The 21,615-nt window shown below is 41.1% G+C and carries 22 protein-coding genes and 1 pseudogene; 20 read left to right on the top strand and 3 right to left on the bottom strand.

All coding sequences use genetic code 11. From position 1 onward, the window contains the following. Positions 1 to 39 precede the first annotated feature (39 nt). A complete protein-coding gene (locus E2636_RS08115) occupies positions 40 to 1,902 on the bottom strand; it encodes a tetratricopeptide repeat protein (RefSeq protein WP_134209748.1) in 1,863 nt (620 codons plus the stop codon). After that, complete coding sequence (locus tag E2636_RS08110) at positions 1,899 to 2,324, bottom strand: hemerythrin domain-containing protein (protein WP_134209747.1); 426 nt, start codon at positions 2,322 to 2,324, stop codon at positions 1,899 to 1,901. The genes E2636_RS08115 and E2636_RS08110 overlap by 4 nt, the downstream gene beginning before the upstream one ends. Positions 2,325 to 2,498: 174 nt before the next feature. On the opposite strand from E2636_RS08110, the pseudogene ric reads away from it, so the two are divergent. The 15 genes and pseudogenes from ric (at position 2,499) to E2636_RS08035 (ending at position 18,094) form a co-directional block, all read left to right on the top strand. Then, positions 2,499 to 3,197: pseudogene (ric, locus tag E2636_RS08105) on the top strand (iron-sulfur cluster repair di-iron protein). 74 nt (positions 3,198 to 3,271) lie between these two features. After that, the gene (modA, locus tag E2636_RS08100) at positions 3,272 to 4,033 is read left to right on the top strand and encodes a molybdate ABC transporter substrate-binding protein (protein ID WP_134209746.1); all 762 of its coding nucleotides are present in this window, start codon (positions 3,272 to 3,274) and stop codon (positions 4,031 to 4,033) included. Between the two features lie 3 nt (positions 4,034 to 4,036). Continuing rightward, the gene (gene modB / locus E2636_RS08095) at positions 4,037 to 4,720 is read left to right on the top strand and encodes a molybdate ABC transporter permease subunit (RefSeq protein ID WP_134209745.1); all 684 of its coding nucleotides are present in this window, start codon (positions 4,037 to 4,039) and stop codon (positions 4,718 to 4,720) included. Between the two features lie 5 nt (positions 4,721 to 4,725). Then, a complete protein-coding gene (locus E2636_RS08090; protein ID WP_134209744.1) occupies positions 4,726 to 5,364 on the top strand; it encodes an ATP-binding cassette domain-containing protein in 639 nt (212 codons plus the stop codon). A gap of 180 nt (positions 5,365 to 5,544) precedes the next feature. After that, positions 5,545 to 9,219 (top strand): nitrate reductase subunit alpha, encoded by a 3,675-nt coding sequence (locus E2636_RS08085; RefSeq protein ID WP_134209743.1) that lies wholly within the window; start codon positions 5,545 to 5,547, stop codon positions 9,217 to 9,219. Continuing rightward, positions 9,209 to 10,798: a nitrate reductase subunit beta gene (gene narH, locus E2636_RS08080; protein WP_134209742.1), complete on the top strand. Its 1,590-nt coding sequence runs from the start codon at positions 9,209 to 9,211 to the stop codon at positions 10,796 to 10,798. Before E2636_RS08085 ends, narH begins: the two co-directional genes overlap by 11 nt. Beyond that, a complete protein-coding gene (gene narJ / locus E2636_RS08075) occupies positions 10,791 to 11,363 on the top strand; it encodes a nitrate reductase molybdenum cofactor assembly chaperone (RefSeq protein ID WP_134209741.1) in 573 nt (190 codons plus the stop codon). Before narH ends, narJ begins: the two co-directional genes overlap by 8 nt. After that, a complete protein-coding gene (narI, locus tag E2636_RS08070) occupies positions 11,356 to 12,036 on the top strand; it encodes a respiratory nitrate reductase subunit gamma (RefSeq protein WP_134209740.1) in 681 nt (226 codons plus the stop codon). The genes narJ and narI overlap by 8 nt, the downstream gene beginning before the upstream one ends. Positions 12,037 to 12,085: 49 nt before the next feature. Then, positions 12,086 to 12,547 carry a GAF domain-containing protein gene (locus tag E2636_RS08065; protein ID WP_134209739.1) on the top strand — a complete coding sequence of 154 codons (462 nt, stop codon included), beginning with the start codon at positions 12,086 to 12,088 and terminating at the stop codon, positions 12,545 to 12,547. A gap of 32 nt (positions 12,548 to 12,579) precedes the next feature. Then, complete coding sequence (locus E2636_RS08060; protein WP_134209738.1) at positions 12,580 to 13,611, top strand: sensor histidine kinase; 1,032 nt, start codon at positions 12,580 to 12,582, stop codon at positions 13,609 to 13,611. 7 nt (positions 13,612 to 13,618) lie between these two features. Further along, on the top strand, positions 13,619 to 14,266 hold the full coding sequence (locus E2636_RS08055) for a response regulator transcription factor (protein ID WP_134211775.1): 648 nt from the start codon (positions 13,619 to 13,621) through the stop codon (positions 14,264 to 14,266). Between the two features lie 24 nt (positions 14,267 to 14,290). Next, the gene (locus E2636_RS08050; protein ID WP_134209737.1) at positions 14,291 to 14,818 is read left to right on the top strand and encodes a hemerythrin domain-containing protein; all 528 of its coding nucleotides are present in this window, start codon (positions 14,291 to 14,293) and stop codon (positions 14,816 to 14,818) included. A gap of 168 nt (positions 14,819 to 14,986) precedes the next feature. Next, on the top strand, positions 14,987 to 16,531 hold the full coding sequence (locus E2636_RS08045) for a nitrate/nitrite transporter (RefSeq protein WP_134209736.1): 1,545 nt from the start codon (positions 14,987 to 14,989) through the stop codon (positions 16,529 to 16,531). Positions 16,532 to 16,537: 6 nt separating this feature from the next. Continuing rightward, positions 16,538 to 17,557, top strand: a complete 1,020-nt coding sequence (locus E2636_RS08040; RefSeq protein ID WP_134209735.1) for a ThiF family adenylyltransferase — start codon at positions 16,538 to 16,540, stop codon at positions 17,555 to 17,557. A 21-nt stretch (positions 17,558 to 17,578) separates the two neighbouring features. Further along, on the top strand, positions 17,579 to 18,094 hold the full coding sequence (locus tag E2636_RS08035; protein ID WP_134209734.1) for a MogA/MoaB family molybdenum cofactor biosynthesis protein: 516 nt from the start codon (positions 17,579 to 17,581) through the stop codon (positions 18,092 to 18,094). Here E2636_RS08035 and moaC read toward each other — a convergent pair. Then, positions 18,079 to 18,567 (bottom strand): cyclic pyranopterin monophosphate synthase MoaC, encoded by a 489-nt coding sequence (gene moaC / locus E2636_RS08030; RefSeq protein WP_134209733.1) that lies wholly within the window; start codon positions 18,565 to 18,567, stop codon positions 18,079 to 18,081. The two genes, E2636_RS08035 and moaC, sit on opposite strands and share 16 nt — an antisense overlap. Before the next feature lie 66 nt (positions 18,568 to 18,633). On the opposite strand from moaC, the gene E2636_RS08025 reads away from it, so the two are divergent. Genes E2636_RS08025 through mobA form a run of 5 tightly spaced genes read left to right on the top strand, consistent with a single transcriptional unit; the run spans position 18,634 to position 21,601 of the window. Then, the gene (locus E2636_RS08025) at positions 18,634 to 19,875 is read left to right on the top strand and encodes a molybdopterin molybdotransferase MoeA (RefSeq protein ID WP_407670285.1); all 1,242 of its coding nucleotides are present in this window, start codon (positions 18,634 to 18,636) and stop codon (positions 19,873 to 19,875) included. Continuing rightward, the gene (gene mobB, locus E2636_RS08020) at positions 19,863 to 20,384 is read left to right on the top strand and encodes a molybdopterin-guanine dinucleotide biosynthesis protein B (RefSeq protein ID WP_134209731.1); all 522 of its coding nucleotides are present in this window, start codon (positions 19,863 to 19,865) and stop codon (positions 20,382 to 20,384) included. Before E2636_RS08025 ends, mobB begins: the two co-directional genes overlap by 13 nt. Further along, positions 20,371 to 20,811 carry a molybdenum cofactor biosynthesis protein MoaE gene (locus E2636_RS08015; RefSeq protein ID WP_134209730.1) on the top strand — a complete coding sequence of 147 codons (441 nt, stop codon included), beginning with the start codon at positions 20,371 to 20,373 and terminating at the stop codon, positions 20,809 to 20,811. Before mobB ends, E2636_RS08015 begins: the two co-directional genes overlap by 14 nt. Beyond that, positions 20,808 to 21,041: a MoaD/ThiS family protein gene (locus tag E2636_RS08010; RefSeq protein WP_134209729.1), complete on the top strand. Its 234-nt coding sequence runs from the start codon at positions 20,808 to 20,810 to the stop codon at positions 21,039 to 21,041. Before E2636_RS08015 ends, E2636_RS08010 begins: the two co-directional genes overlap by 4 nt. Then, positions 21,041 to 21,601, top strand: a complete 561-nt coding sequence (gene mobA / locus E2636_RS08005) for a molybdenum cofactor guanylyltransferase (protein ID WP_134209728.1) — start codon at positions 21,041 to 21,043, stop codon at positions 21,599 to 21,601. The genes E2636_RS08010 and mobA overlap by 1 nt, the downstream gene beginning before the upstream one ends. Positions 21,602 to 21,615 lie beyond the last annotated feature (14 nt).

Below are 21,615 nucleotides of genomic sequence, written 5' to 3'. Positions count from 1 at the left end.
ATAAGAAATAGAAAATAGGTTCTATGGTAGATTCCAAGTTTAAAAACCAGGTTCTAAAAATGTCCAAATTAGTCTTGCCTCTTCCGGTGAGCGTGGAGAGAGAATGATCGACTTTGGATATGGAATAGCTTTAGGGCGCTTTTCCACATGTTTCTTAACATAGGGGTTTTTATCAACTGCTTCTAAAAAAGCTACCTGCGTTACAGTTGAAAGCAAGTTCGTCTTCTTCAATTGAATCAGCCATTTAAACCAAGCATAAAATGCATTATCTGTTTGCTGGTCTTCATAGTGATTGATAATGCTAACCGCTTCATCTAATCTTTCAAGTGCTATTAACGTGGACATCGCCAAATAACGTACACCTTGATGATCACCAGGATTCAGTTGTAGCAACCTGTAAAATTCATTAAAAGCTTCTTCAAAACGACCTTGTTTCCAATAATGAATGCCGAGTAGAAAAAGGGCACGTAAATAGGGACGGTTCGGAACATAAAGCCAAGCTACATCCATTTCTGGTTCGAAATCTACTTTCCCGCTAGCAATTGCTTGTTTTAATAATTTCTCACGATCATTGTTGTTAGATTCAGCATCAGCAGCTAGTAAATACTCATCCACAATTCGGGAATTGAGCTGGTGTACTCCTTGTGCTTTTTCAGCTCGCTCGCTATCCTCTTTATTTGCATATGCCTCATATGCAAGGAGCTGTGCTTTTTCAGTTTTAGATTTGGGCACATATGGTTCACCATGGTAATAATCCATATGGCGTTTCAACACAGTATCACTTGTAATCGTTAAATTTTTCAGATGCATAAGTAGCTGCCAGTTCTGATATTCATTTGTTTTCGGATCAGTTCCCACTTCAAAAGCATAGGTTGCTTCTTTTTCATCTTCATGGGTTGATGCTTCACTGTAAAACGCACGTAGATTTTCTGCAAACAGATTGATTTCAGTTGAATCCACTGCAAAGTAATCAACGATTTTCTCTTTACTCCATTCAAATTCAAGAAGTTTATAGTCGATCCCAAACTGAACGGCACCTGCAATTGCCGCTTTTGGCACGTTAGGCTGGAGTTCGAGATAATGAAAGAAACCTTCAATTAAATCGTCACTCTTCAAATCTTCCTCAATCAAAAATTGCTCGAGTGCATTCACCGTTTCAAGTACTTCACTTGATACATTGTTACTAGCGCTCAGGCCATTGCTAAAAAGTTGATATAACGTAATGATGTTTTCTCTGTAAAATCCTTGTACCGTATCAATTTCTGAAGAACCGTACATATCTCTTAATTTCTGAATGGTTTCTTCTTGTACTTCTACAGCCACAGTCACACTATTTAGTACCATCAATCGATCCGAGTGGCGTATATCCGGTAAGTAAAAGCCGATAGCTACATTTCCAGATTCAACTGGAAACGATTCATTAACATCTATATAAAGTACGTTTTCCGATAACAAATCTTGTATTTGTGCTTGATAATTAGTCACAGAAAGAATTTTCCCCACTAGAAAAACGGGATTTACCCATCCTTCAAGAATTTTTCGAATCTGGTGACGTTCTTCTTTAAGAATTTTTCTATTGATAAATGAATTCCAAATATCTACACGTTCAAGGAAGAAATAGACATCACCGATAATACTGCCTGATTTTTCTTTGCCGTAAAGCGGTACAAGAAGATCCTCGTTTTTGTCTTTCCAAGCGAGTAATGCCTTTTGTTCGGAAGGACGCGGATTATTTTCAAAGAAATCTTGCAACACTTTTTGCATTGCTTGATCAAGTTCATCGTTCAGCCGATCGGCGCCTTCGTTTTTACCGCAACAATTTTTGTGTTTTTTTCCGCTTTGACAAGAGCAGGGGCTATTGCGTCCAATCATATCGAATTTTTCTCCATGAAGTTTTGTCATATCGTTGGTTCCCCGAGTAAAAGCCGTTCCTCATCTCGACTATGTATAGCATTAATCACTAGAAGAGCGTGGAATTGCTGCACTACTTCAAGAGTGAGGCCAGCATCATTGAGCATTTGTTTGATATCTGTTGCAATAATTCGCAATAGGTCATGATCACGTGTTAGTTTTACTACAACCTCTGAGAGATCGGGATTCTGCTCTACCACTTCTTTATAAAAGTCTTCTTCTTCAGCGTCAGCATGACTAAGAATCCGTGTTTCCCAATATTCAAGTAAGTGATCTGCAGCTTGACGTGCCACTTCAAATTCTTTTGCTGCTAACAACTCTTCCATTTCATCGGTTTTTGTAATGGCACCCGATAGCCCTCCTTGATGAATCGCGTGGTGAGCATGTTTTTGTCGTAAAGATGGTCCAGACATGTTTCTAACATCCTTTCTTTCTATCATTCAATTTTTTTTAGTATATCACAGGAAATCAGAAGAATTTCTCTCTTAGGACATTCCCGCAAGTGATAGAGGGAAGTCCCTGATTGGATGAAACGGTCAAACCATTTAGTATTCTAATTGAATAAAAATTACTCACAGGAGGTATATATGATGAGTTTAACTATAGATACAACGGTTTCCAATATTGTAAAAGATGTTCCAAAAGCCGGCGATTTGTTTCGTGAATTACGCATTGATTTCTGTTGCGGCGGGAAAATCCCCTTACATCAAGCAGTAAAAGAACGCGGACTCGACGTCGAAGAGGTACTGGCACAAGTCCTCGAAGCAGAAAAAAAACAAGCCCAACATGATAGAAAAATACCGTCTTCACTGGAGCCTGTGGAACTGATTGCCCATATTCAAGAATAATATCATGTGAAACTACGTGAAGAACTTCCAGCACTCACTCCATACGTCACGAAGCTCGTAAAGGTCCATGGAGAGCGTTTCCCCCATATCATCAGAGTCAACGAAATCTTTAAACATTTGAAAAGAGAATTACTTGAACATACAGATGATGAAGACAATAACGTCTTTCCGTTAATAATAGAATTTTTCCTAAATCCATCTTCCGATACTGCAAACTTGTTAAAACCTCATTTGACAGAGCTTGAAGACGAGCATGAAAATGCAGGGAACTTATTCAAGGAACTGAATGAAATTACAAATAGCTTTCAACCGCCTGAAGAAGCGTGCGGGACGCACCGACTCGTATTAAAACGCCTAGCGGATCTTGAAGCAGATACATTACATCATATACACCTTGAGAATAACGTTCTTTTTGATCTTGTAAGACAGACTATATAAAATAGGAGTCGCTTTTTAGTCGAGTGTATTGACTGAATTGCGATTCATTACATTTGATGACCAAGGAGATATGTATGAAAAATATGATTCTCTTATTGATGTTAGTCGTACTCGTAGCTTGTGGGAAACCGTCTACAGATAGTGACAGTGAACTTGTCATTTCAACTGCCTCTAGTCTCAAAGAAGCCATGTTAGCTATAGAAATTGAATTCGGCAAAGTACAACCGAACACTAAATTGATGTTCAACTTTGCTTCATCAGGAAAATTAAGAAGCCAAATTCATCAAGGAGCACCTGCAGATGTGTTTCTGTCAGCGAGCCTAAAAGATATGGATATACTGGCTGATGAAGGGTTGATTATAAAAGAAACTGTCATGCCTTTTGCAGAAAACCGGCTCGTTCTCGCTTCATTAAATCACGCAGAAAGTAATGACTTTTCTCAGTTGTTGATGTCTACTCATGAAACCATCGCAATCGGTGAACCGAAAAGCGTTCCACTTGGTGAATATACAAAACAAGCACTCGACAGTCTTGAGTTGTGGGGAGCATTGAAAGGGAAAATGATTTATGCCAAAGATGCACGCCAAGTGCTTACATATATCGAGAGTGGCAATGCAGGGCTTGGCGTTATCTATTTTTCTGATACCAAGGTATCGCAAAACATCAAAATTATCAGCGAACTGCCTGAAGCTCAGCACCCAATTATTTATCCAGCAGGCATAGCTGAAGAATCCCAAAACAGAGAAGTTGCAGAAGCATTTTTGACGTTTTTAACAGGAAAAGAAGGCCAGAAAATTCTTGAACAATACGGGTTCACTAAGGTTAAAGGGGGATAATTCATGATTGCTTACGATTTATCGCCCCTTTTCTTGTCGCTGAAAGTAGCAACGGTTTCAACAACTCTTGTATTTTTCACAAGCCTCATTCTAGCTCGCTTCATGAGCCGACACGAGTTTTTCGGAAAAAGTGCCATAGACGCATTTATTCTCTTGCCACTTGTGTTGCCCCCGACTGTTATTGGTTTCGGACTTATTGTGTTATTTGGCATGAATGGACCCTTCGGTATACTGCTTGAGGATATATTTGGCATTCAAATCGTATTTTCATGGATTGGTGCTGCAATCGCTTCATTTGTTGTGTCACTTCCACTTATGTATCAGAGTGTGATGGCTGCTTTTGAAAAAGTAGATCCTCGTTGGGAAAACGTGGCTCGGACCATGGGAGTTTCAGAGTGGCATATTTTTCGGACCATCACGTTCCCGCTTGCCTGGTCGGGTATACTGGCGGGCTTGATTCTATCCTTTGCTCGAGGCATTGGTGAATTTGGAGCAACTCTTATGATCGCAGGTTACATTCCTGGAGTAACGGAAACGATTCCACTCGCCATTTACTTTGCATATGAAGCGGGCGAGATGGAGAAAGCCGTTTTTTGGGTCATCGTAATTTCATCAGTAGGTGTCACGGCCATAACATGGGTGAATTACTGGCGAAAAAAAAATACGAACCGTATTGGAAGGGAGTGACGGGGATGTTGAATGTGGATTTCCGCAAACAATTGGAGCAGTTTGAATTGCACATGCAGTTTCAGATGGGGAAAGAAATAGTAGCAGTTGTCGGATCATCGGGATCAGGAAAAACAACCTTACTCAATTGCATCGCTGGGATTATGCAACCAGATGCAGGGGGGATATCCCTGCATGGCACGGATTTTTATAAGGAAAGTAAAAAACCTTTAAAAATACAAAAGCGAAGAGTCGGTTATTTGTTTCAAGATTATGCACTGTTTCCTCATCTTTCTGTTGAACAAAACATTCTATATGGTACATCACGAAACGATGATATAACGCATATAAGCGAACTGACAAAAATTCTCGACATTTCCATGCTCTTATCAAAATATCCTCACCAGATTTCGGGTGGTGAAAAGCAACGAGTGGCACTTGCACGAGCACTTGCTGCCAAACCAGATTTACTACTATTGGATGAACCCTTTTCAGCACTTGATGATGAAACAAGAAGTCGCTGCCAATATGAACTGTTGCGGATACACGACCTGTGGAGCATTCCTGTCATTTTCGTGACACATCGAATAGACGATGCGCAAAAACTCGCAAAACGTTGTATTCGAATCGAAAAAGGTAGGATGACAGAACAGTTGCAACCGTAAGCTTCCCTAATAAATAATGGGAAGCTTTTTATATTTTATTAAGGAACAAGGGAATTTCAGTAGTTCAATAGGACATTCCCTAATGGGAACTAGATGAAGTGGCTTTCATAATGAATCTATACGAATGATTTAAGTTATTACCCTTAATGTCTTTCATTTTGAAAAGGAGTGATAGTAAAGATGAAGAAAAAATTTAGTCTCAATTTTTTTAAACCGATAGAAAGCTATTCAGGCAACTGGTCAATCCTAGAAGAGAAAAGTAGAGATTGGGAGAATATGTACCGCCAGCGTTGGTCACATGATAAAGTGGTCCGCACGACTCATGGCGTAAACTGTACAGGTTCATGCAGTTGGAAAGTCTTTGTGAAAAACGGAATCATCACTTGGGAAAACCAACAGATCGATTACCCTTCATGTGGACCGGATATGCCAGAGTTTGAACCGCGCGGATGTCCACGGGGGGCAACATTTTCTTGGTACGAATACAGTCCTTTACGTGTCAAATACCCATACATGCGTGGGAAATTATGGCGCTTATGGAAAGCGGCTCTGAAATCTAACCCAAATCCCGTAGAAGCTTGGGCAAGTATCGTAGAAGATCCAGAAAAAGCCCAGTTTTACAAGTCAGCCCGCGGAAAAGGTGGACATGTCCGTGTTGACTGGGAAGACGCATTACAACTTATTGCCGCTCAATTGATTTACACAATTCAAAAGTTCGGACCAGATCGTATTGCAGGTTTCACACCTATTCCAGCAATGTCAATGGTCAGCTACGCTTCAGGAGCTCGTTTCATCTCACTTTTGGGAGGACAAATGCTGAGTTTTTATGACTGGTATGCTGATCTTCCACCTGCTTCTCCACAAATATGGGGAGAGCAAACGGACGTTCCTGAATCTTCAGATTGGTACAATGCCGGATATTTAATTATGTGGGGATCGAATGTACCGATGACGCGTACACCAGATGCACATTTCATGACCGAAGTTCGTTATAAAGGAACTAAAGTCGTTTCAGTAGCACCGGATTTTGCGGAAAATGTTAAATTTGCTGATAACTGGCTTGCTCCTCATCCTGGAACTGATGCCGCATTAGCACAAGCTATGACTCATGTAATCTTGGATGAATTTTATAAGGAACGGCAAGAGCCAATGTTCATCAATTATGCAAAACAATATACTGATATGCCATTTATGATTCTGCTCGACCCACATGAAGATACGTTAAAAGGCGGTCGTTTCCTTCGTGCGAGTGATTTAGGTGACACTTCTCAACATGCAGAATGGAAGCCAGTCATTTTCGACGAGGTAGTAGATGAAATGATGATTCCGAATGGCACTATGGGGCAACGTTGGGAAGAAGATAAGAAATGGAACTTGATTCTTGAACGTGAAGACGGAACACAAGTCAAACCAGCACTCAGCGTGGAAGGACATGGTGAAGAATGGGTAGAAATCGTTTTCCCATATTTCGATAATGCAGGAAACGGTATATTTAAACGAATTATTCCGGTGAAGAAAATAACACTTGCTGATGGTTCTGAACGCATTGTAGCTACAGTTTACGACCTTATGATGAGCCAATATGGGATTGCTAGAATCGACAGCCCGTATAATGCAAAGGATTATTATGATGAGAACTCACATTACACTCCCGCTTGGCAAGAAAAAGTGACGAGTGTAAAAGCATCAATCGTTGTTCAGATAGCGCGTGAATTTGCTCAGAATGCCATCGATACAGGCGGACGTTCAATGATTATCATGGGGGCTGGAATTAACCATTGGTTTAATAGTGACACTATTTATCGATCGATTTTAAACTTGGTTATGCTGACTGCTTCACAAGGTGTTAATGGTGGGGGCTGGGCACATTACGTTGGACAAGAAAAATGCCGCCCAATTGAGGGGTGGTCGACAATTGCTTTCGCTAAAGACTGGCAAGGTCCACCACGTCTGCAAAATGCTACATCGTTCTTTTACTTTGCGACTGAACAATGGAGATATGAGGAAAGTGGGGTTGATTCACTGAAATCACCACTTGGAGGTGATGTGCGTTATCAGCATCCAGCTGATTATAATGTGCTGGCAGCGCGTCTCGGTTGGTTACCTTCCTATCCTCAGTTCGATAAAAACAGCTTATTGTTTGCTGAAGAAGCTGCGAAGCTAGGCAAACATTCAAATGAAGAAATTATCAAACATACAGTTGAACAAGTTAAATCACGCAAAGCTAAATTTTCTGTCGAAGACCCTGGTGCACCTGAAAACTTCCCGCGTACACTCTTTATTTGGCGCTCGAATTTAATTTCAAGTTCAGCAAAAGGCCAAGAGTATTTCATGAAGCACTTACTCGGGGCATCTGACGGCCTTCTTGCCACACCAAATGTGGAAGACAAACCGGAAGAAATCGTTTGGCGTGAGGATGTTGAAGGGAAGCTCGATCTCATGGTTGCCATTGATTTCCGTATGACATCTACACCCATCTATGCGGATATTGTCTTACCAGCTGCAACTTGGTATGAAAAAACTGACTTGTCTTCAACAGATATGCATCCATTTGTTCATCCGTTCAATCCAGCGGTTAATCCATTATGGGAATCTCGCTCTGATTGGGACATTTATAAAAAACTGGCAGAAAAATTCTCAGAAATGTCGAAAACACATCTTCCAGGTGTTTACAAAGATTTAGTCACTACACCGCTCGCGCATGATACTGTGAGCGAAATTTCTCAGCCGATGGGACTCGTAAAAGACTGGACAAAAGGGGAAATCGAAGCTATCCCAGGTAAAACAATGCCGAACTTTAGCATTGTAGAGCGGGATTATACACAAATTTATGACAAGTTTATTACGCTTGGACCAAATTTGGCTACCGGGAAAACTGGTGCACATGGTGTCAGTTTCTCAGTAGCAGAAGAATATGAAGAGCTTAAAAAGATTAACGGAACATTTTATGATGAAACAATCAAAAACGGCTTACCTAAAATTCAGACAGCACGTCAAGTAGCGGATGCTATTTTAAATTTATCTTCTGCGACTAACGGTCGAGTATCTCAAAAAGCATATGCATCAGCTGAAAAAGATACAGGTGTTGAACTGAAAGATATTTCTGCAGACCGAGCAGCAGAGAAAATCACCTTTGAAAGCATCACAGTACAGCCGCGTGAAGTCATTCCAACACCGGTATTTAGCGGTTCAAATAAGTTAGGACGTCGCTACTCACCGTTTACAACAAATATTGAACGTCTCGTCCCATTCCGGACATTAACAGGAAGACAGCATTTCTATATTGATCATGAAATCTTCCTACAGTTTGGCGAAGCTTTACCTATTTATAAACCTACATTACCACCAATGGTTTTCGGTCCGAATGATAAGAAAGTGAAGGGCGGAATGGACTCACTAGTGTTGCGATACTTAACACCACATGGCAAGTGGAACATTCACTCTACTTACCAAGATAATCAACATATGTTGACATTATTCCGTGGTGGTCCAACTGTTTGGCTTAACAATGAAGACGCAGATGCACACAATATCGATGATAATGACTGGTTGGAAGTATATAACAGGAACGGTGTTGTTACAGCCCGTGCAGTTGTTAGCCATCGCATGCCAAGAGGGACAATGTTCATGTACCATGCTCAAGACAAACACATTAACGTACCAGGGTCAGAGATTACTGATACACGAGGAGGCAGTCATAACGCCCCTACCCGTATCCATCTTAAACCGACACAAATGGTTGGAGGCTATGCCCAACTAAGTTACGGATTCAATTACTATGGACCGATTGGGAACCAGCGTGATGAATACGTAGCCGTTCGGAAAATGAAGGAGGTTAACTGGCTTGAAAATTAAAGCGCAAATTGCAATGGTTATGAATTTGGATAAATGCATTGGTTGCCATACTTGTAGCGTAACGTGTAAAACTACTTGGACGAATCGTAAAGGTGCAGAATACATGTGGTTCAACAATGTAGAGACCAAACCCGGTATTGGCTATCCAAAGAGATGGGAAGATCAAGAGCTTTACAAAGGTGGATGGCAACTTCGTAAAGGAAAACTGGAACTTAAATCAGGTAATAAATTGTCCAAAGTGGCACTCGGTAAAATTTTCTACAACCCAGATATGCCAGAAATGAAAGATTACTATGAACCATGGACATACAATTACGAACATTTAACGAATGCAGGGGAGCTAGATCATTCACCTGTTGCACGAGCTCATTCCGTCATAACCGGCAAAAAAATGGACCTCGAATGGGGTCCAAACTGGGAAGATGATTTAGCCGGAGCACATATAACGGGGCCGCTTGATCCAAACATTCAAAAAATCGAAGAAGAAATCAAATTCAACTTTGAGCAGTCGTTCATGATCTATCTACCAAGGCTTTGTGAACATTGTCTTAATCCGAGCTGTGTAGCATCATGTCCTTCAGGGGCAATGTATAAACGAGACGAAGATGGAATCGTGCTTGTTGATCAGGAAGCTTGTAGAGGATGGCGCTATTGTATGACTGGATGTCCTTACAAAAAAGTCTACTTCAACTGGCAGACAAATAAAGCTGAAAAATGCACGTTCTGCTTTCCACGCGTAGAAGCGGGATTACCAACGGTTTGCTCTGAAACGTGTACTGGACGTATCCGTTATCTCGGCGTTCTCTTATACGATGCAGACCGCGTCTTAGAAGCAGCTTCCACTCCAAATGAAAAGGATCTTTACAAAGCGCAATGCGACATATTCATAAACCCAAATGATCCTGAAATGATTAAGCAAGCAAAAAAAGATGGCATTTCGGAAGATTGGATCGAAGCCGCACAAAACTCGCCAGTATATAAACTTGCGATTGAGCATCAATTGGCGTTTCCGCTCCATCCTGAGTACCGTACGTTGCCGATGGTGTGGTATGTGCCGCCTCTAAGCCCAATTATGAACTATTTTGAAGGGAAAGATTCAATCAAAAATCCGGATATGATTTTCCCGGCGATTGAAGAAATGCGCACACCTATCCAGTATCTTGCAAACATGCTGACGGCTGGGGACACAGAAACTGTCAAGAAATCTCTCCAACGAATGGCGATGATGCGGTCTTACATGCGTGCATTATCTTCAGGTAAAGAATTTGATAATAGCCGTTTGGAGCGTATCGGTATGACAGCCCATCAAACAGAACAAATGTACCGCCTACTTGCCATTGCTAAATACAATGATCGGTTCGTCATTCCTACATCACATAAAGAAGGACAAAATAATCCTTACCGTGCACAAGGATCAGAAGGTTATGAAATGGGAGGAATGGGTGGAGATACAGGAGGATCATGTGATGGCTGTGGGCCAGCGAGTCCGAGTCCGAGCCAAAGCCTAACTGGAACAGCAATGAAAACAGGCAAAGAAATATATGAAGAAAATTTCTACGGAGGTATATGGCGTGATTAATCTAGAAAAATTATATGATTATAAGAATTCATTCGGTTTTTTTTCCCATCAGCTTTCTTATCCCAAAAAGTTAAACTTTCACCCGTCACTTATTGAAGATACTTTTGATTCGACCCATCCAGCTTATGAACACGTGAAAATGTATTTTTCTTTATTTCAAAATTCAAATCTGGATGATATTAAAGAACTGTATACTGAAACCTTTGATTTCCAAAAAGATTGTACATTGTTCATGACATACTTCAAATTTGAAGACGCTAAAGAGCGTGGTCAAATGCTTGCTAAATTAAAAGTCATGTATGAGATGTTCGGTCTGGAAATGCCAGAGGAGGAGTTATCGGATTTTCTTCCACTTATGTGTGAGTTTCTGTATGCGGCAGAATGGATTGGAGATCCGCGAGCACCTGAAAGTTTTGGGATGTTGATTGCCGTTCTTGAGGATGGAACCTATCATTTATTGGATTCACTAAAAAAACAAGAAAGTCCTTACTTTCATCTCGTGAAGGGACTGCGGGAAACATTTAAAGTTTGTATAGAACGGGGGGCTCCAGCCCAACATGGTTGATCAATTCTTATGGGTTATTTTCCCTTACATTTGTATGGCTATATTTATTTTCGGTCATATATATAGATACCGGACAGACCAGTTCCACTGGACAGCAAAATCGAGTGAATTTATTGAAAAGAAACAATTGATGATTGGCAGTATTCTCTTTCATCTAGGTATTATCCCAGTTATTTTGGGCCATGTTTCGGGACTTGGAATCCCGAAATCGTGGATGCATGCAGTCGGCGTTAATGATCATCTTTATCACATCGGGGCCATTTATGTTGGCGGATTTTTCGGCTTTATGACCCTTCTAGGAATGATTATCCTGACATTTAGACGTTTTACGATACGAAGCGTCCGGATGTTAAGCTCAGCTTCTGATCTAATTGTTAATTCCTTGCTTCTATTCATCGTCATTATGGGAATGTACGCTACACTTGTAACAAATGTTGTACAGCCTGAATTCGATTATCGTTCTTCGATTTCGGTTTGGTTCCGTGATTTGTTCTTTCTACGTCCAGATCCTGCGTTAATGTCTGGGGTCCCAATGTCATTTAAAATTCATGTACTTGCTGGTTTTGCTATTTTTGCACTTTGGCCATTTACACGACTCGTACATGTCTGGAGCGTTCCATTGATTTATGTCGGTAGAAGTTATATCCTATACAGGAAACATAAAACAAACTAAATTAGAAAAGAGGTATTTACCTCTTTTCTTTTTAATAGGAGACATTAATATGACAAATAAAGCGGACTATCAAACAGAAATTGAACGTATCCGCTTAGCAACTGGTTGCGATATTATAGCATTAGCGCTAGTTGAAACCGCGGAGAATCAATATGAACTAAAATGGAAGTATGCATCAGGGAATCTTAATAATCGCTTTAAACAAATTGTACTCCAATCAGGGCGAGGAGTTGCAGGTCTTGTCTTCAAGACTGGCAAACCACTTCTGATGTCGTCAATTTCCGATTTTTTGGAAAAAGATAATTTGTTTAATTATCCGATTTTGACACTTGAAAAACTGAAAAGTATCGGTGCTTTACCGCTATGGCATGACGGTCGTGTAGCAGGTGTGCTTCTTGGAGGCTTTCGTGAAGATCTCCGGATGACGGAAGATTTATTGCAGTGCATGCTTGAAATGTCAGTGAAGGGAATTGGGAAACTGGATGGTAGGAAGGAATTGATGCTAAATTGATATCTTCAAAGAATGGTCAGTTAAATTCCTTAATGATGAAATTGTTTGAAAATAGCACAGAAGCCATTTTCTTTTTTGATCCGAAAGGAACTGCTATCGCAATAAATCCCGCAGCTGAAAAAATTGTCGATCCTGAAGTACTGACACAACTCTTGCAAGGAGCCAAACGAGCACTCTGTCAGTCTTGTAGAGGTTACACGAGCGACACCAATCTTCATACTTGCATTAATTGTTATCTTAGTAGTTCTCAGCCTGATGATTTTTCTTCTTTCCAAGTATATTTGGAGACGAGGGATGCAGGGGTTATACCTTACACGGCCACTTTTCATACGATTGATGCAGAAAACGACGTTCGTGTCTTTATGCTCAGAAACATGACAAAGCAATTTAAGACTCAAGAAAGACTATCTCAAAACACTATGATGAAGCACGTAATAGAAGCTCAGGAAAATGAGCGAAAAAGAATTTCTCGCGAATTGCATGATGGCGTAGCTCAAGAGTTGCTAAGTGCTTTAGTCGACATTCGTGTAACTAAATACATGTCTTCTAAAGAGGAAATACTAAATAAAATAAAACAAACCGAAGCAACAATGACAAGGCTTCTAGATGATATTCGTAATTTGTCGGTGGAACTTCGTCCAGCTGCACTTGACGATTTGGGATTAGAAGCAGCATTTCGCTCGCATTTTAAGCGAATTCAACAAAGTTACGGCTTACTTGTAGATTTTAAATCTGACATCTCAAAAAAGCGGTATGGAAGTGAAATTGAGACGGTCATTTATAGAGTCTGCCAGGAAGCAATGCTCAACGCTATTAAATATGCTCAAGTGGAAGTCGTTAAAGTGTTTCTTTTTGAAAAAGGGAATACTCTTCATTTGATTGTGCAAGACGAAGGAATTGGTTTTAATCTTTTGGATAAACCTATAGGAACAGGACTTGGCCTATTTGGTATGAGTGAACGTTCAGAAATTATGAATGGAGATTTTGAAGTATCATCGGGTATAGGCAAAGGAACAACGGTGCGTTTGAACGTGCCTGTGGGAGATTTGCGGAAGGAAGGATGAACTAATGATAAATATTGTCATAGCTGATGATCATGCGATTGTACGTAGTGGATTTTCGATGATTCTAAACTTTCAAGAAGACATGGAAGTGATTGCCTTGGCCTCAGATGGCATTGAAGCATATCGGATGGTAGCAAAACACCAACCCGACATTCTAATTTTAGACCTTAGTATGCCGCCAGGGGAAAGTGGATTAATTGCCACTGGCAAGATTAAAGAAGATTTCCCTAATACGAAAATTTTAATTCTGACGATGCACGATGATGAAGAGTATTTGTTTTACGTATTGAAAAACGGCGCTTCCGGCTATATGCTTAAAAATGCGCCAGATGAGGAATTAATACTTGCAATCCGAACGATTCATACTGGGGGTACTTACATACACCCCAAAATGGCGACATCCCTCGTACGTGAATTCGTCAACAAGGATCAGAAGATTAAGCAGTCGGATCCATTTGAATTGCTGTCCAAGCGTGAAATTGAAGTTTTGCCATTGATTGCTAAAGGTTATGGAAACAAGGAAATTGCTCAATTACTTTTTATTTCTGTTAAAACGGTTGAAGCTCATAAAGCGAAAATTATGGGAAAACTGAACCTCAAGAGCCGGCCGGAATTGGTTGAATACGCACTGAAGAAAAAATTATTGAATTTTTAAATAATAACAGGGAGGGATTTCCCCATGGCTGAACAAGCATTACTGCGATTTACAGAGCCTGGTATGCGGCTCCTCGAAAACGAGCACAAGTATTTGTCGTACCTAATGGAAGAATGGCATGCTATTGTCCTAGAGTTCGAGAAGGATGGAATGAGTCTTGAAGTCGGCCGTGAAAAATTGAAACAACTTCGTCAACTTTTATTTCAATTCGTCGAACCGTTAAAGAACCATACGGATAAAGAAGAAGAGCATTTCTTTCCTGCCTTGGGTACCTATATCGGTTTTGAACAAGGACCACTCGTTGGAATTCAAGAAGAACATCAAGAAATCGACGGCTACATCGGACATTTCTTCCACCATACAAGAGGCAATATCGATTTGTTTTCACTTGAGGATATCAGAACAGTAGCTGGAAATGCAGGTGAAGCATTTGAGGTACTTACTGTCCATTTTGTGAAAGAAGAAACGGTATTATTTCCAATGGCAGAAAAGCTTATGAAAGCGGTAGATCAAGATGAATTATTTGTAAAACTGAATACGCTTATCACATAAGATAATTCCAACTGCTTCCTTGTGAAGTGGTTTTTTTTATTTTAAGGGATTCCCTTTTCAACGTGAGGGGACTCCCTTATTAAAAAGAATAGTTCAACAAGATACAATAAAGACAAGGAATCAATTTTAATTATTTGTAATGAAAAACACGTGAAAAAGGTGAGGTAGATGATTAAGAAGGTACAGTTGACGCTTCAAACGTTGAACTTAGTTGTAGGATTTATGGTGTGGGTTATCATTTCATCGCTTATGCCATTTATAAGTGAAGACATCGCTATTCCACCGGAAAGATTGGCAATCTTGACAGCAATTCCGGTCATACTTGGCTCGATTTTAAGAATTCCGCTCGGTTATTATGCAAATGTATTTGGTGCACGTGTTATTTTTCTAATCAGTTTTATTCTCCTATTGTTCCCAGTATTTTTCATAAGTGAGGCTTCCTCGGTAATGGATCTAATTATTGGTGGTTTGTTCCTAGGAATTGGTGGAGCTGTGTTCTCTGTCGGGGTAACCTCACTGCCGAAATATTATCCAAAAGAAAAGCATGGACTTGTCAATGGGATTTATGGAGTAGGTAATATTGGTACAGCCATTACGACTTTTTCTGCGCCACTAGTCGCAACTCAAATTGGCTGGTCAGCAACAGTAAAGTTATATTTAATTCTCTTGCTCGTGTTCGTTGCCTTAAATTTCTTTTTTGGCGATCGACATGAAACAAAAGTCAAAACACCAATTTTTGAACAGATTAAAGGTGTCTACAAAAATGAAAAACTATGGTTTTTCTCGCTATTTTATTTCATTACCTTCGGCTCATTTGTCGCATTTACAATCTATCTACCCAGCTTCCTTGTGACGAATTTCGGATTGGAGAAAGTGGATGCAGGTATGAGAACTGCGGGTTTCATTGCAGTTGCCACATTCCTTCGTCCAGTCGGTGGTTGGCTTGGGGATAAACTACAGCCGTTATTACTGTTAATGGGAACATTTCTCGTTTACACTATTGCAGCAATTATTCTAGCATTCTCTCCATCTATCGGTCTATATACAGTCGGCAGTTTGGCAATTGCGGTCAGCGCAGGAATTGGAAATGGTGTCATCTTTAAGCTAGTACCATTCTATTTCAACAAACAGGCTGGAATCGTCAATGGAATTGTTTCAATGATGGGTGGACTCGGTGGGTTCTTTCCACCGCTTTTGTTATCAGTAATCTACTCTATTACCGGTCAATATTCAATTGGTTTTATGCTACTTTCTCAAGTAGCTTTGGCAAGTCTAGTACTCGTTGTATGGATGTATTATCAGGACCGTCTTACACTTGATTCCGAGGTCTTTAATTCTACCGGTCAAGGTATTTTAGTGACAAATGTTAACGGAATGATCAAAAAGGTCAATCCAGCTTTTACTAAACTAACCGGCTTTCATGAAGACGATGTTATTGGTCAGAATCCTAGCATGATGAAATCTGAAAGACAATCAAATGACTTTTATCACGGTATGTGGAAAGACATTGAAAAACATGGCATGTGGCAAGGGGAAATCTGGAATAAGAAAAAGAGTGGCGAAGAGTATCTGCAATGGCTGAACATCAGTACGGTAAAAGATGATTCGGGAGAACATGTCCGTTACGTCGGTACATTCACTGACATCACCACACAGCATACAAAAAGAATGTCGGAATTAACCGAGAGCCCTCAAGTTAATTGGAAGGTGTGACTTTCAGTGGATGAACGCTATTCAAGACAAACATTATTCAAACCCATAGGTAATAAAGGACAAAAGCAAATAGAGACCGCTATTGTAACTGTGATAGGCTGTGGTGCCCTTGGTTCCGCCATCGTTGAAACACTAGTTCGGGCCGGTATTGGTGAGATTCACCTAGTCGACCGTGATTATGTAGAACTTTCAAATTTACAGAGACAGCAACTGTTTACAGAAGACGACGCAACAAGCATGTTACCAAAAGTGATTGCTGCAGAAAAACGCCTGAAAGCAATACGTAATAACGTTCAGTTATACACATATCTTGATACTCTAGATGCACAACTCATCGAAAATCTTGCAGCCGTTAGCACACTCATTATGGACGCAACTGATAACTTTGAAACACGACTGTTAATAAATGATGCAGCCGTGAAACATAGAGTACCTTGGATTTACGGCGCGTGCGTTGGAAGCTCAGGGGTTATCTTTCCGTTCGTACCTGGTGAATCGGCTTGCTTTCGTTGCTTAATTCCTGTCCTTCCCGCTACCAATGAAACGTGTGACACAGCAGGTATTATTTCGCCTGCTGTACAGATCACAGCTGCCTTGCAATGTGCGGAGGCAATGAAGTGGTTAAGCGGTAACAGGGAAGCTATGCGTAAAAAAGTGCATCACTTCAACTTATGGGAAAATACACAGTTGGATATCGGCATTTCCCGCATTCAAAATGAGCACTGTGAAACATGTGGTGTTCAGCCGACATTCCCGTCACTACATTCGTCAAAAAGCACTTCCTATGCTGTTCTGTGCGGACGAGATGCGGTACAAGTACTGCCTGATCCACAACGTCCAATTTCCTTAGATCACGCAGAAACAATTGGCAGACACATGCAAGTTCCTGTGAAGCGTACACCTTATTTTGTCGAGTTATTTATCTTTGATCACCGTATGGTACTGTTCGGAAATGGTCGTCTTCTCATCCATGGTATCCGAAATGTTTCGGAAGGCCGGAAGTTGTATCATCAGTTGTTCGGTTAAATACGAGAGGAAGGTACCTAAATGTCGCAATCATTTCAATTAGATAGACAGATTCGTATCGCTGTTTTAACTGTTAGTGATACAAGGACGAAGCACACCGACCAAAGTGGTGCACTTGTCCATCAACTTGCACTAGATTACGAACTAGAAGTAGTGGCATATGAAGTGAAGAAAGACGACTCTGAAAGTATTGGAGAAATTTTATCAATGTGGCTTAAGAATGAAAAGGTGGATGCCATTATTACGACGGGTGGAACCGGGATTGCAAAGCGCGATGTTACGCTTGAGGCTGTTCAGCCATTCTTTGAAAAAGAGATGTCTGGATTTGGAGAGTTATTCCGTTATTTAAGCTTTACGGAAGATGTCGGAACAAAAGCACTTCTTAGCCGAGCAGGAGCAGGAGTGGCATCAAATAAAGCAATATTTGTCCTACCTGGTTCCCGCGGGGCAGTGAAGCTTGCAATGGAGAGACTCATTTTACCGGAAATCCGGCATATTGTATTTGAGCTAACGAAGCACGGTCAGCTTCGAATGTAATCTCCAGATTTTCCGCCTGTTTTTTCAAGCAGCATAGTAGGACCAATCACCATTTCTTTACCAGAGGCTTTACACATATCGTAAATTGTGAGGGCGGCAGCGGAGGCGGCAGTGAGGGCTTCCATTTCCACGCCAGTAGGACCTTTCGTTTTAACAACCGCGTACAAAATCACTTCGTAATGTGACGCTTCTTCGTCGACATTCCATTCAAATTTAATATCGACCCCGCTAAGTGCTAGCGGATGACACATCGGAATGATTTGAGCCGTATTTTTTGCAGACATGATGCCAGCAACTTGTGCAACAGCAAAGACATCTCCTTTTTTATTGCTCCCTTCTTTAATCTGGTGGTAAATAGCTTCGTTTAATAGAATTGATGTTTTTGCTCGTGCGGTTCGGACCGTGTCATGTTTTTCAGACACATCTACCATTTTTGCACGACCTTGCTCGTTAAAATGAGTGAGTTCAGACAAGTGAACCATCCTTTCCAATTTGAATAATTTCAGTATATCATGATTGACTAAGGAGTGAGGACGTTGATGAAACAGCGTAAACCCATATCTGTAGCAGAAGCGATTGAACGTGTAATTGACCATGCGCAAACGCTAGGAGAAGAAACAGTGGGTCTTTTTGAAAGCTTTGGACGAATTCTTATAGAACCCATCATAGCGCAACATGATGTGCCTCATTTTGATCGTTCCCCGTATGATGGGTTTGCCATTCGGTCAGTAGATACTGCTGGTGCCACAGGTGACAACCGAATCGAATTCAGTGTCATTGATCATATAGGAGCGGGAATAGTGTCAAGTAAAACCCTAACCAAAAATGAAGCAGTTCGAATCATGACAGGAGCACCTCTTCCATCTGGTGCAGATGCCATTGTCATGTTTGAACAGACCATAGAATTAGGTGATTCCTTTACCATTCGTAAGCCATTTGATACGCTTGAAAATGTATCTTTACAAGGTGAGGACGTGAAGGAAGGGGAAGAAATCATCGAAGTCGGAAGCTTGATTCATCCTGGAACCGTGGCACTACTTGCTACGTTTGGTTACGACAAGGTCCGAGTAGCAAAACAACCAGTTGTCGGAATCCTATCAACAGGGACAGAACTATTGGATGTCAGCGAACAACTTGCTCCAGGCAAAATACGTAATAGTAACGGGCCGATGATTGCAGCACAACTAGCGCGAATGGGCATCTGCTTCAAAATGTATGGGTTGTCTCCAGATAATCTTGAATCAAGCTTAGAAATGGTGAAAAGAGCCGAGAAAGAAACAGATTGCTTGATCACAACAGGCGGTGTTTCAGTAGGAGATTTTGACTTTCTGCCTGCCATTTATGAACGTTTGGGAGCGAAAGTACTATTTAATAAAGTCGCAATGCGTCCTGGAAGTGTGACGACAGTAGCGGTGGCAAACGGGCGATATCTATTCGGACTTTCTGGCAATCCTTCAGCTTGTTTTACCGGATTCGAATTGTTCGTACGACCTGCTCTACTGAAAATGATGGGTGCCGATAAAATATACTTGCCACATACAACAGCAGTTCTTGCGGAGGATTTCACAAAAGCAAATCCGTTCAGCAGGTTTATCCGGGCTGTATATGATGGAGTAACTATACGACCCGCAGGATTCAATAAATCAAACGCAGTATCTTCCATCGCTAGAGGCAATGCTCTCATTGTCCTCCCCGGAGGCTCAAGAGGATTCACAGTAGGCGACAAAGTCGACGTGCTACTTCTTGGTGTAGAGGAAGGAACCGGAAAATGGTTACTGTAAAAGTGTTACAAGTGGTCGGTTTTAAGAACAGTGGAAAAACAACGTTAATCACAGGGTTTCTTGACTTAGCGCAGAACAATGGAAAAACGATCTCTACCATTAAACATCATGGCCACGGTGGTGCACTTGAATTACCTCCTGTAGAAACGGACAGCATGCAATTTTTTAATCATGGCGCACAAAGTTCCCTTGCATATGGCGAAGGTGTTGTACAGATACATATGCAAAACAACACAGGTAATCTAGATGAGCTAATCGAACTGTCGTGCCAATCAAAACCGGACATCGTACTTATCGAAGGATTTAAAAAAGCTGCGTTTGATAAGGTTGTACTTGTTCGATCACAACAAGATTGGGAAACATTGCAGGACCTCGACAACATCGTTCTGGTCATCGTTCATGAATGCTTGGAACTTAAAGGATTTAATACCTTAGAGCGAAGTCGTTTGGATGATATATATAAGTGGTTTGCTAAATGGATGGTAGGTGAAACAAATGAAAGCATTTGAAGTGGTAACCGAACCAATTAACCCGCAACTGTACTCCGATTATGTACTGAGACCGGAAGCTGGCGCAGTAACACTTTTCACCGGCCATGTACGCGAATGGACGAAAGGTGTACGGACACTTTATCTTGCGTACGAGGCATATGTTCCAATGGCTGAGAAAAAGCTAGCAGAAATCGGGCGAGAAATCGAAGACAAGTGGGAGGGGACAAGTGTTGCGATTGCTCACCGAATCGGGGAGCTACAGATCAGTGACATTGCTGTTGTAATAGCTGTTTCTTCACCACACCGCAAAACTGCATATGAAGCAAACGAATATGCTATCGAGCGCATTAAGGAAATTGTTCCGATATGGAAAAAGGAAATTTGGGAAGACGGCGAAGAGTGGATAGGTGATCAGAAGAAAAAGCCTAAGGAGGAAATCTTATGATTGAATTGCATTATTTTGCTGGAATTCGAGTTCTGACAGGAATTCCAAAAGAGAGCGTCTATTTTTCAAATCAAACTGTGGAAGACTTGTGGAAATGGGCCGACGAGAAATACCCTGGCATCCGAAATAGCTCTGTGCGAATTGCAGTAAACGAAGAATATGCAATGCCGTCAGACATCATCGAAAGTGGCGACGTGGTAGCATTTATCCCACCAGTAAGTGGCGGCTAATGGAGACAGTCGGAATCTTGCTCGCCGGGGGGATGTCACGGCGCTTTGGTTCTCCAAAAGCTTTTGCCTGTATAAATGACAAGTTCTTTTACGAACACGTGCGTCGTGCACTAGACGCTGTCTGTAATCACGTTGTCATCGTTACAAGGGAAGAACTGGTTCCTCGTTTTCCGAAGGAATTAGATGTGATTATCGATCTTCCATCAATTTCAGGGCTCGGTCCACTCGCAGGTATTTATACAGCAATGACCGAGCGTCCTGCCGTTCAATATCTCGTGTTGCCGTGTGATATGCCGTTTATCGGACAAAAAGAAACTTCAGAACTTATCCAATTGGCTGAAGGGACAAATGATGTGACCGCTGTAAGAACAACAAGCGTAGAATACATTCCGTTGTTCAGTATTTGGAATCATCATGTGAAAAAGGACTTGAAGCGAGAAGTCCTAAATAAACAACTAAGTGTGATGAAGTTTTTAGATAAAGTAGAGACCAAATGGGTGGATTCAGAGCTAATTAATTTCGATAAAACTATTTTCAGAAACATTAACACAACTGATTAGTAGGAAGGAAGGGA

Source organism: Paenisporosarcina antarctica (assembly GCF_004367585.1).
In the GTDB taxonomy this organism is placed as follows: Bacteria; Bacillota; Bacilli; order Bacillales_A; family Planococcaceae; genus Paenisporosarcina; species Paenisporosarcina antarctica.
The sequence above is the reverse complement of the archived record's forward strand: the minus strand, read 5'-3'. Positions and strand labels throughout refer to the sequence as shown.

Excerpts from the sequence above, each read along its gene's own strand:
- E2636_RS08115 (WP_134209748.1), bottom strand. The coding sequence starts at position 1,902 with ATGACAAAACTTCATGGAGAAAAATTCGATATGATTGGACGCAATAGC.
- E2636_RS08110 (WP_134209747.1), bottom strand. The coding sequence starts at position 2,324 with ATGTCTGGACCATCTTTACGACAAAAACATGCTCACCACGCGATTCAT.
- modA (WP_134209746.1), top strand. The coding sequence starts at position 3,272 with ATGAAAAATATGATTCTCTTATTGATGTTAGTCGTACTCGTAGCTTGT.
- modB (WP_134209745.1), top strand. The coding sequence starts at position 4,037 with ATGATTGCTTACGATTTATCGCCCCTTTTCTTGTCGCTGAAAGTAGCA.
- E2636_RS08090 (WP_134209744.1), top strand. The coding sequence starts at position 4,726 with ATGTTGAATGTGGATTTCCGCAAACAATTGGAGCAGTTTGAATTGCAC.
- E2636_RS08085 (WP_134209743.1), top strand. The coding sequence starts at position 5,545 with ATGAAGAAAAAATTTAGTCTCAATTTTTTTAAACCGATAGAAAGCTAT.
- narI (WP_134209740.1), top strand. The coding sequence starts at position 11,356 with ATGGTTGATCAATTCTTATGGGTTATTTTCCCTTACATTTGTATGGCT.
- E2636_RS08065 (WP_134209739.1), top strand. The coding sequence starts at position 12,086 with ATGACAAATAAAGCGGACTATCAAACAGAAATTGAACGTATCCGCTTA.
- E2636_RS08060 (WP_134209738.1), top strand. The coding sequence starts at position 12,580 with ATGATGAAATTGTTTGAAAATAGCACAGAAGCCATTTTCTTTTTTGAT.
- E2636_RS08050 (WP_134209737.1), top strand. The coding sequence starts at position 14,291 with ATGGCTGAACAAGCATTACTGCGATTTACAGAGCCTGGTATGCGGCTC.
- E2636_RS08045 (WP_134209736.1), top strand. The coding sequence starts at position 14,987 with ATGATTAAGAAGGTACAGTTGACGCTTCAAACGTTGAACTTAGTTGTA.
- E2636_RS08035 (WP_134209734.1), top strand. The coding sequence starts at position 17,579 with ATGTCGCAATCATTTCAATTAGATAGACAGATTCGTATCGCTGTTTTA.
- E2636_RS08025 (WP_407670285.1), top strand. The coding sequence starts at position 18,634 with ATGAAACAGCGTAAACCCATATCTGTAGCAGAAGCGATTGAACGTGTA.
- mobB (WP_134209731.1), top strand. The coding sequence starts at position 19,863 with ATGGTTACTGTAAAAGTGTTACAAGTGGTCGGTTTTAAGAACAGTGGA.
- E2636_RS08015 (WP_134209730.1), top strand. The coding sequence starts at position 20,371 with ATGAAAGCATTTGAAGTGGTAACCGAACCAATTAACCCGCAACTGTAC.
- E2636_RS08010 (WP_134209729.1), top strand. The coding sequence starts at position 20,808 with ATGATTGAATTGCATTATTTTGCTGGAATTCGAGTTCTGACAGGAATT.
- mobA (WP_134209728.1), top strand. The coding sequence starts at position 21,041 with ATGGAGACAGTCGGAATCTTGCTCGCCGGGGGGATGTCACGGCGCTTT.